Genomic DNA, 11,817 nt, shown 5'->3' on the forward strand with positions numbered 1-11,817 from the left:
GGCGCGGGCCTATCCAAAACCCATCATCGAATTAGGCCAGGTTCAACGAGTCAAAACCTCTGTGCCGAGGTACTAGCCGGTCCGGTCCGCGAAGGCCTTTGTCTGTTGCAAGGATTGCTCCTCTGTGGCGTTTGCGGACGTCGCCTCGGGGTTCGCTATACTGGCAATGGCGGCATCTACCCGCTTTACCAATGCGTCTGGAAGCATCGAGAGGCTTTGGCGACGCGCGCGTGTCTGAGTGTGCCGTCAGCACCTCTCGACCAAGCGATCGCCGATCGGCTGGTCAGCGCCGTTACACCGGTGACGATCGAACTCGCACTGGCGGCCCTGACGGATCTGGAAAAGCGCGATCAAGAGATCGGTGCACAATGGCGGATGCGGATCGAACGGGCACGTTATGAGGCCGACCTCGCGGAGCGGCGATACGAGGCCGTTGATCCCGCTAACCGCCTGATCGCCGCGACGCTCGAGACGCGCTGGAACGACGCCATGCAGCGCCTTGACGATCTCGAAGCCGAGCTGGCTGCCTTTGAACGAGAAACTATGCGTGCCGTTACCGCTGAGCAGAAACGAGAAATCCTGCAACTGGCCGAGGATTTTCCGCGATTGTGGTCGGCGGCGACCACTTCACCCCGCGACCGCAAGCGCATCCTGCGTTTATTGGTGCGCGACATTACCGTTGTGAAAGTGCCGGCGTCGAAAATTGTTAACCTGCACGTTCGCTGGCAAGGCGGCGCAACCGAAACGCTCGAACTGCAACTGCCACCCAATCGCGCTGATGCGGTGCGCTATCCCGCAGCATTTGTTGACCGCATTCGACAGCTGGCGGTCGGCCATCACGATCACGAAATCCTCCCCCTGCTGCGCGACGAAGGCCATCAGAGTTCGACTGGTAAGCCTTTGACAGTTGGGACCATAAAATGGCTTCGATACAAGCATCATATCCCGGCCCCGCGTCCCCCAAAGGAACGCTCACCGTCCGCCAAATGCGCGAAAGATATGGCGTCAGCCTCTACGTCGTCCATTATTGGATTGAACGCGGCATCGTCCGCGCTGCCCAGCACAAGCCGAATGCACCGTACGCGATCAGGATCGACGACGCATTGGATCAACGCCTTCGGAGATGGGTTGCCCACTCATCCCATCTTCGTCCATCATCCCCAACTCACCCCGCATGAGGTGCATTATGCACGCCACGTCGGGATACCCAGCGGTCGTGTTTTGCCGTTATCCTTTGGGATATAGACCCGCCGGACTGGCCGGAAGCGATAAGTGCCGTCTGCTACGCGCCTGGCGACATCGGCGAGCTTCGCCAGCGACATGCCGTCGAAGATCTTGCCATCTACACCGGGCGTCAGGGCCCCCTTATTGCGGGAAACCTTTTCGTAGGCCCACTCGAAGAGATACGGAGATCTCATCAGGCGGTGAAGGCCATTTACGCGCTTACCCGACCGCGACAAAGTCGGCAGTGATTCAATTCTTCTCTGGATGGTAGCGGCCTGCATCAGCAGAACCTCGCCGTCGAAGAATCTCTTCTACGCATACTGCAAATGCCGTTGTTGGCGGCATCGTCCTTCCCCCGATCGGAGGCGCTTTCGGTCCGGTCACCCGGCCTTATACGCATGATCGTCCACCTCGCGGCGGCTGTCCCGGCTATTACGCCGGGCGTTTGGGTACTATGACGGCTCCGTCGCCATACAGGTCCTCGAAAGAGCCTGCTGCAGGCGATCCCGTAGTTGCGTGTGCAGGAAGTTGCGGTGCGTTTAGGTGTCCCATTCGTCTCCTTGACCCACGGATAGTGGTCGTCCCACGTGGACTGGTGGCAGATCGCACTGGCCGGTGCGATCCGCCCCGCGTGGCATAGCGTGTCAGCCGCGTTCGCTACGGCCAGCCCTTTGGCAACTGGAAACTGGGATTCAGGCAATACAGCTTTCACCACGCACACCTTACTCTGTGCTCTCCACCGGGCTGCGGCGCCCGATTTCGAGACGTTTCCCGGCATGCTTTGGTCCCGTTCTCCTTTCGGAGTTTCAGTCGTTTCCGACACCAGTAAGCCGGGCAAGTAAGAGCCATAACCAGCAGGCTCCATCCTTTCGAACACTCCCTTCTTCTCCACGCCTCAACGGCGCACGCCGTGCGGCTTCGATCCCTCGCGCAAAGGCTGCGGAGCTCCTCGCCGGGGGCACTCGGGAAAGGGTCCCGCCGGCATGGAGTATCCCGGCGTCGCTATCACTGCCCCATTCCCGGGTGCCCTCTTAACCGGTCTCGTCGCGGCACTCGGTCCCGCGTGCCGCCTTCGGCGTCGCTATGCTCACGCTCCTGCGGGTGCCATTTTCCGTTGCGGCGATGCGCCTTTGGCGCACGCCTGGTCGGGCCTGCGGCCCCCAGGCACCTCAATGCCAAGTCCCATGACCATTCGGACGGAAGGCGTGCCGCGTCGCAGACATCGCATTCTCCCAGGTCATTCTCTCACGTCAGGCTGAGAGTCAGAGTGTCGCGCGGATTTTGCGTGACGGGTTGCAGGCTGCGAGAGAGGCTCGCGGCGCCCGTCGCGGAGATCCGCGATGTCCAGACACTATCCTCGGGCGCGCACCGGTGAGGACCGGGCAAGCCTTTATGATGAAATCACCAGCAAAATTATCGGCGAACTTGAGGCCGGCCGAGTGCCGTGGATGCAGCCCTGGGGTACCGCGGCGGCGAAGGCGTCTTTGGCCATGCCGAAAAGCGCCGCGACCGGCCGTCAATATAGCGGCATCAACGTTCTAATCCTCTGGGGGGCTGCCACCGAACGCGGATTCACGGGGCAGAGCTGGCTTACCTTCCGCCAGGCGCTGTCGCTCGGTGGTCACGTCCGCAAGGGCGAGCGCGGCACGACCGTCGTCTATGCCGACCGCTTTGTGCCGGTCGACGAAAAGCGGCGCGCGAGCGAGAACGGCCAGGAAGCGCAGGCCATTGCATTCGTCAAGCGCTTCACGGTTTTCAACATTGATCAATGCGACGACTTGCCTTCGGAGATCGCAACGACAGCGCCGCCTCCGCTACCAGCACTGATCGAGCCAAACGTCGAATACCTGATCAAGGCAACCGGGATCGACTTCCGTATTGGCGGCAACCGCGCCTTCTATGTGCCGGCAGAAGATTATGTGCAAGTGCCACCACCGCAAGCCTACTTCGAGCCCATCAATTGGCATCGGACGGCCCTCCATGAATTGGCACATGCCAGCGGCCATCCGTCACGTCTCAACCGCGACTTGTCGGGCAGCTATGGCAGCAAGAAGTACGCCTTCGAGGAATTGATCGCAGAGATATCGTCTGCGTTCAGTTGCGCCTCGCTCGGTATTGTGCCGACGGTGCGGCACGCCGACTATATCGGCTCCTGGCTTGAAGTGTTGCGAGAGGACAATCGCGCGATTGTTCGCGCTGCTTCACAGGCCAGCAAGGTTGCGGATTATCTCCTTGGATTTTTGCCGGGACCCGCTCTCGACATGACGGCCGAGAGAGCGGAGCAGGAAGTGGCGTGAGGTTCTCGCTAGTTCTCAGGCCCGGTGATTATTGGACACGTCGATAGGCCTCTCTCGCACGCCAGAGGGCGCTACTAACGAGAAGTGAGACCAAGCCCAGCCATGCCATGAATGCGCGAGCGTTGCGCATTTGCGACTACGAGAACTCCCCGGCCACTGAGGCGGTTAGTTCGCCCGCGGAAGCTCGCCAGCAACTGCAGAAATGCCCGTTCGAAGCGACTTCAGGGAAATTCGCCGAGCAGCGACGCCCGATCACTCCGCGGCCGCTGGCGCACTGGAGACCTTTGAGCTCGCCTGCGGCAGGATAATCAGCGCAATTAGCGCCGCGAGGCTGAGGCCTGCCGACACCGCCAGCACGAATTTTCCCAATGGCTCGATCAGCAGTCCGAACGCGATCGGTGCGAGTGCCTGGCAGATCCGGGACGGCAGGCCGATCAGGCCGAGCCGGTAAGCGTAGTTTTCAGGCCCGAAGATCGACAGCGGTAGCGTGCCGCGTGCGATGGTCAGAATGCCGTTGCCAGCGCCGTGCAGCAGTGCGAAGGCGGCCGCGGCGCCGCCGCCGAAGATGCCGATGGTGCATGCGCCGATCGGGTGAGTGAGACACGCAAGCCTGGCCGAGGCCAGCGGATGGAAGCGGCTCAGGAGGCTTGCTTCCAGGATGCGCGCGCCGACCTGGGCAGGCCCGATCATCATGCCGGCAAGCACCGCCTGGGCAGGCGTGGCTCCAAACGTTCCCACGATCCGCGGCATGTGCGCGGCCATCGCCGAGGTTACGGTCCAGGCTGCAGCCAGCAAAAACGAGAGCAGCACCATGGTCCGATCGATCGGAATGTGCGGCTTGACCGCCGGCCCAGCGGACGACGCAACCCGGTCTGCGCGCGGCAGCAGCAGGTTAAGGGGAAGGCCGATGACGATATGTGCGGCCGCCCAGGCGTAACAGGTGTCCCGCCAGCCAATCGTCTCAAGGCCGAGCGAACTCAGTGGCCAGGCGACGGTGCTGGCGAAGCCGGCAATCAGGGTGATGCCAGTAATGGAGGCGCGCGCGTTACTGCCGTAGATGCGTCCCAACGCGCCGAACGCCGCGTCGTAGAGCCCGAGACCCATGCCGATGCCGAGCAGCAGCCAGGCCGCCGACATCATCCACACCGAGGCCGATGCGCCGAGCAGCGCCAGCCCAGCCGCGAGGATCACGTTGGACGCGCAGAGTACCTGCCGCCCTCCGACACGGTCGATCTGGCGGCCGACGCGGGGGCCCAGCAGTCCGGAGATCACCAGCGAGGCCGAGAATGCCGCGAAGAACCAGTTGCTCGAGATGCCGAGATCGCGGGCGATCGGATCCGCCAGGATTGCCGGCAAGTAGTAGCTCGAGCCCCAGGCCAGCGTCTGGGCGGTCCCCAGCGTGGCGACCACCCTCAATCGTTGTCCATTCATGCCGGCGGCCTCAGGAGCAGCCGCAGCCGGACTTGCCGGCGACCTGGGCAATGGCATCGTCCGAACAGCAGGCGTCGATACCGGCCGGTGCTGGCCCGCCGCAGCAGCCGGAGGCGGCGATGCCGCCTTCCACGCCGCCGCGCGCGCGTGCAGACGCCGGTCTCCGGGAGCTCGAGCTCGACGCGCTCGGCGGCTTCCTTGTCGCCGGCGATATCGGCGGCGATCGAGCGCACCTGTTCGTAGCCGGTGATCATGAGAAAGGTCGGGGCGCGGCCGTAGGACTTCATGCCGGCGAGGTAGAGGCCGGGATCGTCCTGCTGTAGTTCGCGCGCGCCGTGCGGGCGCACCGTGCCGCAGGAGTGTTCGTTGCGATCGATCAGAGGCGCCAGCGCGACCGGCGCCTCGATCGCGGGATCGAGCCGGAGCCGGATTTCGTGCAGGAAGGTGAGATCCGGACGGAAGCCGGTCGCGACCACGAGCTCGTCGGCGACGACGCTGGGCCCACAGCACGCGGAGGATGTCGCGATCCGAAGTCGGCCGTCGCTCGGCGCGATCGCCGCAACGGAAAACCCGGCTTCGACCTGCACCTGGCCCGATGCGACCAGCGAAGCGAAATGGGAGCCGAGCTCGCCGCGCGCGGCCAGCTTGTCGTTGGCGCCGCCGCCGAACGCCTTGGCCGGCTCGTTGCCCCTGAGCAGCCAGATCGGACGGGTACCCGGCGCCTGACCGGCCAGCGTCGCAAGGTCGGATAGGGCGCCGATTGCCGAGTGTCCAGCGCCCAGCACGGCGACGGTCTTGCCGGCGTAGCGCTCGCGGTCTTTGCCGAGCACGTCAGGCATGCCGTAGGCGATCTTTGCCCGGGACTCCGGCTCGCCGATCGCCGCAAGGCCGTTACCGCCGGCGGGATTCGGCGAGAACCACGTTCCGGAGACGTCGATGACGGCATCGGCGCGCAGGGTCTCCGGCCCTTTGCCGTTCTGGTAGCGTATCTCGAACGGAGCCGCCTCGCGGCCCTTGGTTCTTGCCTTGTCGAAGCCGACGCGGGAGATGGCGGTCACGCGACTCGACGTGCGGATCACGTCCTTGAGCGCCGTGCGGGTCGCGAGCGGGGTGAGGTACTGCTCCAGCAGCTCTCCGCCGGTCGGGTAGACCTGCGGATCCGGCGAATTCCAGCCGGTGGGCGCGAGCAGCCGCGCGGCGGCGCGGTCGATATTGTATTCCCAGGGCGAGAGCAGCTGGACGTGGCGCCACTGGCGGACCGCATGTCCTGCCTCCGGACCGGCCTCGATCACGACGGGCGTCATCCCGCGCTCCAGAACGTGCGCTGCGGCGGCCAGGCCCACGGGACCGGCGCCGATGATCGCGACCGTCTTTGCTGGGCTCATGTGCTGCTCCTATCTTTCTAGAATTACCGAATGAGTGGGCAAAAGAATCAGGCCGCGGTCCGGGCCTCTTTGCATTGGGTTTCTTCGGCGCAGCACTCGGCCACGAGGAAATCCACCAGCCCCCGCATCGTCTCGTATTCGGCATGGCAAACCAGCGTCGTGCCCTCGCGCACTTGCGAGATCAGGCCGACGGAGACGAGGCCCTTGATGTGGTGCGAGAGGGTCGAGGCCGGGATCTTGAGCCGCTCCTGCAGTCGCCCGACGGGCATCCCGGCCCGCCCGGCGCGAACCAGCGCGCGATAGATCTTCAACCTGGTCGGGTTGCCCAGCGCTTCGAGGCGGGCTGCTGCGTCATCGATTTTCATGCCCGAAAGCATGAGCCCGACCGGGTTCGTCGTCAATCGATATTTCTAGCAGATTGGAAATAGTGCAAGAGGAAACCCTAACCATGGAGCTATTTCGAAGGCCATAATTAGGGTTTTGAGATTTTCCAGGGGCGGACTGTCGCGCACCGTTTTGCCCCTCTTCGAGCATGCTCTGTGCGATCTCCATTACGCCGTGTTCCGAAAACTCGCCGCGTTCAACCTGCCGCAGGCCCGGCTCAAGTTCGCGCTTGAGAAGCTCCAGCTTTTCGGCCTGACTTTCGCGATCGCGCTTCATCGACGAGCGCTGCCTGCGGCACCTAGAGTGAACGACCAACATGGAGATATCGCCGCCGCCCAGGCTGTTGCGAAGATCGACCGCCTCCCAATACGTCGAGGGCGCCGGAATCCCGTTCCGCCGCTCGATCTTGAGGTCCGCATTGGGAAATGTCAGCTTCGCGTCGCGCTCGTCGTCGTCGACGAAAGCGTGCGTAGACGCCCAAAGATCGATGGTCCTGTCCAGATCGGGAGAAGCAATCGCGTTGGTAATCCGCTGGGCCTCCAAAAGAGCACGGACGAGAGGTGCTGGACTGAAATTTGGCGCCGCTGCCAGCGATTTGATGCCATTGATGTAGTCGTCCTGGAATACGGAGGGCACGACGATGCGGCACTGGCCGGCGCTGACCAGTTCCTTCGTCATCATGATGCGGGATGTGCGTCCGTTGCCGTCGTTGAACGGATGCACGAGCACCAGCATCGTGTGGACGAAGATGCCGCGCGCGAGCGGATGCGTGAGGCTGCCCAGAGTCTCGTAGGCCTGCTTGAGCGTACCTACGACAAGGTCCGGCAGGACGAACTGGGTATTGCCGGCCGAATTGGGCTCGGTTTTGAAATTGCCCGGATCCTTTTCCGGACGGCCATCGAGCAAGATCCGGTTGCGCTCCCGGATCTCCTCCTCGAACTGCACGTACGATGACGCCATCTGCATTCCTTTGACCATCGCCGAAACCTGTTTGAAGGTCTGTACGATGTCGCGTCCGTCGGCGGGACGCCCGTCCGGCTCCTCGTTCTCGAAAACGATACGGCGGGCCTTGTCGACGGAAAATCTTGTCCCCTCGATGAAGTTCGTGAAATAGGCTTCCACGAAGGACGCGCACGCGCGCTCGTCCGGAGCGGCATGAGGATCCGGTCGATCCGGTAGAGGGCTGCGGTTCAGGACCAGGGCCAGCGCCTTGAGACGCTCCATACATTCCGGATCGAACGGAGAGTCGCGACGGTGCCGGGCCGCGACCTTGCCATGCACAAATTTTGTTTCCCGCGTTTTCAGGAACGTGCCGATCAGGTCGTCCAGCACCTTCAGTTCATCGGCTGCGCCCAGCGCACCGACGATGTTGTGCGCACGCCGCCGGATCGCACGCAGACCCTCTTCATGCTCGATCTTGAGCAGACGCTCGAGCTCCAGCTCGACCCCCTTGCGTCCGACATTCCGGCGGGGCCCTTCTCGCTCACGGGAAGGCTTCAGGTTCTCGAGAAGACTACGCGACGGGCTCGGAATGTGCGTGCCCAAGTACGCGGTATCCCCTTCAACCGGCCCCGGTCCTGGGAAGGAACGGATCTCCAGTCCCGGAAGGCTGAACCGCTTGCGTGTTTTGCCATCGCTGTGCGTGCAGAAAACCCAGCCGGGAAAAACCGGGCGGCCATCCTTGCCCTGGTCTCACCACGGATTGACGGACAGGGCCGTTCGGCCGGTCAGCACCGCGTTGGGGATCAATTTGGCTAGAATTCGGTGCCAGTGGGCGTAAACGAATTCCTCGACCGTCCGGCCTTCCAGCCGTCTGTAAATGCCTTCGGCGATCCGGGTGAGATCGCCGGCCTCCGCTTGACGGAGGATGGCCCGGTCAAGGTTCCGATCGCCGGATCCCGTAAACTGCAGCTTGTCGTCGATCATGGCAACATAACCATCCCGATGGGGCCTGTATTTGTCTCATTTGCCAACATAATAATCGCTTTCCGTCTCATATGGCAACTTGACGCCTGGAACCCGAAAGGGCCGGCCTGGCTTTGCGCGCACATAAGGTTTGGCTCCTGTGCCAGAAATGTCGCATAGCGCAACTTAGTCGCCTCATTTGTCTCATTCGGCGACATAAGGCGCCCTCAGTCGGCTCCCCATTTCGGGAAGCGGGACACTTCGGGCCTGATCGGAACCGTGATCGTGGCCTTGACCCGTCCCTTCATTTCCACAAGTCTGGATATATGGAAACCGAAGAAGCAGTGCTGGCCCTCGCCGCCCTCTCTCAGTCGACCCGCCTGGAGGCGTTCCGGACCCTGGTCAAGCACGAGTCGGACGGCCTCGCCGCGGGTGACCTGGCCCGCCTGCTGGAGGTCCCGCCGAACACGTTGTCTGCGCATCTGTCGATCCTCACCCGCGCGCGCCTCGTGACGTCCGAACGGCATAGCCGCTCGATCGTCTATCGCGCCAATCTCAACGAATTCCGCGACGTCGCGGTGTTCCTGCTCCGCGATTGCTGCGACGGGCGGCCGGAGGTCTGCGCGCCGGTCGTCGAAAGCCTGCAATCCTGTTGTTCTCCGAAACGGAAGGAGCGAACCCGTGGCTGACAACCTCTACAACGTCCTGTTTCTCTGCACCGGCAACTCGGCGCGCTCGATCATGGCGGAATCGATCCTGCGGAAGGATGGCGCCGGGCGTTTCCGGGCCTTTTCCGCCGGCAGCGCCCCGAAGGGCGCGGTGCACCCGCTCGCGCTGCGCACGCTCCAGAGCCTCGATTATCCGACCGACGGCATGCGCTCGAAGAGCTGCCTCGAGTTCGCCGCGGCCGACGCGCCGGTGATGGATTTCGTCTTCACCGTCTGTGACAACGCCGCCGGTGAGGCCTGCCCGGTTTGGCCGGGCCAGCCGATGACGGCGCACTGGGGCATTGAGGATCCCGCCGAGGCCCAGGGCACCGAGCTGGAGAAGCAGGCGGCGTTCATCACCGCGTTCCGCTACCTCAAGAACCGGATCGGCACGTTCACCAGCCTCCCGCTGAGGAGCATCGACAAGCTCTCGCTCCGCACCAAGCTGCGCGAGATCGGCCGTTCGGAGGGCGCGACACGTCCAACGCCGAAGGCCGGCTGATGGACACGTTCGACCTTTCGCGGCGTCTGGCGGCCGAAGCGCTCGGCACCGGCATTCTCGTCGCCACCGTGGTCGGATCCGGCATCATGGCCGAAACGCTGACCAAGGACGTCGCTCTTGCGCTTCTCTGCAATACCTTGCCGACGGGGGCTATTCTGGTGGTCCTGATCACCGTGCTCGGTCCGATCTCCGGCGCGCACTTCAACCCGGCCGCGACGCTTGTCTTCACCGGCAAGCGCGAGCTGCCGGTCAACGAGGCCGCGCTCTACGTGGTCGCACAGATCGCTGGCGGCATCGGCGGAACAATCGCCGCGCATCTGATGTTCGGACTACCGCTGATCGACTTCTCGACGAAGGTCCGCACCGGCGGCGCTCAGTGGTTCGCGGAGGCGATGGCCGCTTTCGGCCTGGTCGCCACCATCCTGGCCGGCATCCGGTTTCAGCGAAATGCCGTCCCATGGCTCGTTGGCCTCTACATCACCGCGGCATACTGGTTCACGGCTTCCACCTCGTTCGCCAATCCCGCCGCAGCGATCGCGCGTTCGCTAACCAACACGTTCGCCGGAATCCGGCCTATCGATCTGCCAGGCTTTATCGTCGCCGAGTTGCTCGGCGCGCTGCTCGCTTCGCTGCTGATGAACTGGCTGCTCGGAAGGCCGGCGGTCCGTGGACCCGTACCTATCGCGGAGACTTCGCCATGACCATCACCATCTATCACAACCCGGATTGCGGCACGTCCCGCAACACGCTGGCCATGATCCGCCAGAGCGGGGTCGAGCCGACTGTCATCGAATACCTGAAAACGCCGCCCTCCGGCGAAAGGCTGGTCGAACTCGTCAAGCAGATGGGCATTCCCGTTCGTGCGCTTCTGCGCGAGAAGGGGACGCCGTTTCATCAACTCGGTTTGGACGACCCTAAGTGGACCGACGACGAGCTCATCGAACAGATGCTGGCGCATCCGATCCTGATCAACCGTCCGATCGTGGTGAGCCCGAAAGGCGTCAAATTGTGCCGCCCGTCGGAAGCAGTGCTGGACCTGCTCCCGGCGCCTATCGGGCGCTTCATCAAGGAAGACGGCGAAATCATCGATGGCTAAGGTGGCGGACCTTCCGAATCTCGCCCCCGCGGCGATTTTGCTTCCCGATTCTCAAAAGCTATGGCCGGCACCGTCCAGGCATAGGCCGCGATCCTGTTGCTGTACGGCTCGCTGCGCGAGCGCTCGTTCAGCCGCCTTCTGGCGGAAGAGGCCGCCCGCCTGCTGGAGATGTTCGGTGCCGAATGCCGGTTTTTCAACCCTTCGGGTCTGCCGCTGCCGCACGATGCGCCCGCGGATCACCCTAAGGTGACCGAACTACGCGAACTCTCCGCTTGGTCCGAGGGCCAAGTGTGGAGCAGCCCGGAACGCCACGGCGCGATCACCGGCATCATGAAGGCCCAGATCGACTGGATTCCATTGGCACTCGGAGCTGTGCGCCCGACGCAGGGAAAGACGCTTGCCGTCATGCAGGTCAGCGGTGGCTCGCAGTCCTTCAACGCCGTCAACCAGCTTCGCGTGCTCGGGCGTTGGATGCGCATGATCACGATCCCGAACCAGTCATCGGTGGCGAAGGCGTACGAGCAGTTTGACGATGTTGGACGCATGAAGCCGTCGCCCTGCTACGACCGTGTCGTCGACGTCATGGAGGAACTGGTGAAGTTCACGCTGCTGACGCGCGATTGCTCTGGCTATCTTTCCGACAGGTACAGCGAACGGAAGGAAGAGGCGGCAAAGCTGCAGGAACGGCTGGCTTTGGAAAGAGCCTTGTGAAGGCCGTTCTCCCTAGCAGAGCGTGTGCGAGCCTAGTACCCACTTTTCTTGGATCGTGAGTCGTGATTCAAGATCTGGATGATCCCCGAAGCAAGAGCAGTCCACCTTTCGCGGAAAGATCGCAAGGTGCTTGAGGCGTGCTGTCGCTCCCCGATGACGTTGCAGCGCGATTTGA

The 11,817-nt window shown here is 63.2% G+C and carries 10 protein-coding genes and 2 pseudogenes; 7 read left to right on the forward strand and 5 right to left on the reverse strand.

Annotation, left to right across the window (positions count from 1 at the left end; all coding sequences use genetic code 11):
* Both AC5ZG5_RS44405 and AC5ZG5_RS44410 read left to right on the forward strand, forming a co-directional pair.
* On the forward strand, nt 1-1,245 hold a 1,245-nt coding region (locus AC5ZG5_RS44405), incomplete at its 5' end, for a recombinase zinc beta ribbon domain-containing protein (protein WP_496165542.1).
* A 1,319-nt stretch (nt 1,246-2,564) separates the two neighbouring features.
* A complete protein-coding gene (locus AC5ZG5_RS44410) occupies nt 2,565-3,521 on the forward strand; it encodes an ArdC family protein (RefSeq protein ID WP_456646974.1) in 957 nt (318 codons plus the stop codon).
* Nucleotides 3,522-3,773: 252 nt separating this feature from the next.
* Here AC5ZG5_RS44410 and AC5ZG5_RS44415 read toward each other — a convergent pair whose 3' ends face one another.
* From AC5ZG5_RS44415 to AC5ZG5_RS44435, 5 genes and pseudogenes are all read right to left on the reverse strand, one after another.
* The gene (locus tag AC5ZG5_RS44415) at nt 3,774-4,952 is read right to left on the reverse strand and encodes an MFS transporter (RefSeq protein ID WP_456646975.1); all 1,179 of its coding nucleotides are present in this window, start codon (nt 4,950-4,952) and stop codon (nt 3,774-3,776) included.
* A 10-nt stretch (nt 4,953-4,962) separates the two neighbouring features.
* Nucleotides 4,963-6,337 (reverse strand): annotated as a pseudogene (locus AC5ZG5_RS44420) (NAD(P)-binding domain-containing protein).
* 47 nt (nt 6,338-6,384) lie between these two features.
* Nucleotides 6,385-6,702 (reverse strand): ArsR/SmtB family transcription factor, encoded by a 318-nt coding sequence (locus tag AC5ZG5_RS44425; protein WP_456646976.1) that lies wholly within the window; start codon nt 6,700-6,702, stop codon nt 6,385-6,387.
* A complete protein-coding gene (locus AC5ZG5_RS44430) occupies nt 6,689-8,266 on the reverse strand; it encodes a Fic family protein (protein WP_456646977.1) in 1,578 nt (525 codons plus the stop codon). Before AC5ZG5_RS44430 ends, AC5ZG5_RS44425 begins: the two co-directional genes overlap by 14 nt.
* A 147-nt stretch (nt 8,267-8,413) precedes the next feature.
* A complete protein-coding gene (locus AC5ZG5_RS44435; RefSeq protein WP_456646978.1) occupies nt 8,414-8,647 on the reverse strand; it encodes a hypothetical protein in 234 nt (77 codons plus the stop codon).
* 305 nt (nt 8,648-8,952) lie between these two features.
* Between AC5ZG5_RS44435 and AC5ZG5_RS44440 the strand changes: the two genes are divergently transcribed.
* From AC5ZG5_RS44440 to arsH, 5 genes and pseudogenes are all read left to right on the forward strand, one after another.
* On the forward strand, nt 8,953-9,315 hold the full coding sequence (locus AC5ZG5_RS44440) for an ArsR/SmtB family transcription factor (RefSeq protein ID WP_456646979.1): 363 nt from the start codon (nt 8,953-8,955) through the stop codon (nt 9,313-9,315).
* The gene (locus tag AC5ZG5_RS44445) at nt 9,308-9,835 is read left to right on the forward strand and encodes an arsenate reductase ArsC (RefSeq protein ID WP_456646980.1); all 528 of its coding nucleotides are present in this window, start codon (nt 9,308-9,310) and stop codon (nt 9,833-9,835) included. The genes AC5ZG5_RS44440 and AC5ZG5_RS44445 overlap by 8 nt, the downstream gene beginning before the upstream one ends.
* Entirely contained in the window at nt 9,835-10,536 is a 702-nt protein-coding gene (locus AC5ZG5_RS44450) for an aquaporin (protein ID WP_456646981.1), read from the forward strand. Before AC5ZG5_RS44445 ends, AC5ZG5_RS44450 begins: the two co-directional genes overlap by 1 nt.
* Nucleotides 10,533-10,931: an arsenate reductase (glutaredoxin) gene (arsC, locus tag AC5ZG5_RS44455; protein WP_456646982.1), complete on the forward strand. Its 399-nt coding sequence runs from the start codon at nt 10,533-10,535 to the stop codon at nt 10,929-10,931. Before AC5ZG5_RS44450 ends, arsC begins: the two co-directional genes overlap by 4 nt.
* Nucleotides 10,924-11,642 (forward strand): annotated as a pseudogene (arsH, locus tag AC5ZG5_RS44460) (arsenical resistance protein ArsH). Before arsC ends, arsH begins: the two are co-directional and overlap by 8 nt.
* The last annotated feature ends 175 nt before the right edge of the window (nt 11,643-11,817 follow it).

It is taken from the genome of Bradyrhizobium sp. Ses1, from assembly GCF_059512365.1.

Excerpts from the sequence above, each read along its gene's own strand:
- arsC (WP_456646982.1), top strand. The coding sequence starts at position 10,533 with ATGACCATCACCATCTATCACAACCCGGATTGCGGCACGTCCCGCAAC.
- AC5ZG5_RS44415 (WP_456646975.1), bottom strand. The coding sequence starts at position 4,952 with ATGAATGGACAACGATTGAGGGTGGTCGCCACGCTGGGGACCGCCCAG.
- AC5ZG5_RS44450 (WP_456646981.1), top strand. The coding sequence starts at position 9,835 with ATGGACACGTTCGACCTTTCGCGGCGTCTGGCGGCCGAAGCGCTCGGC.
- AC5ZG5_RS44425 (WP_456646976.1), bottom strand. The coding sequence starts at position 6,702 with ATGAAAATCGATGACGCAGCAGCCCGCCTCGAAGCGCTGGGCAACCCG.
- AC5ZG5_RS44440 (WP_456646979.1), top strand. The coding sequence starts at position 8,953 with ATGGAAACCGAAGAAGCAGTGCTGGCCCTCGCCGCCCTCTCTCAGTCG.
- AC5ZG5_RS44435 (WP_456646978.1), bottom strand. The coding sequence starts at position 8,647 with ATGATCGACGACAAGCTGCAGTTTACGGGATCCGGCGATCGGAACCTT.
- AC5ZG5_RS44410 (WP_456646974.1), top strand. The coding sequence starts at position 2,565 with ATGTCCAGACACTATCCTCGGGCGCGCACCGGTGAGGACCGGGCAAGC.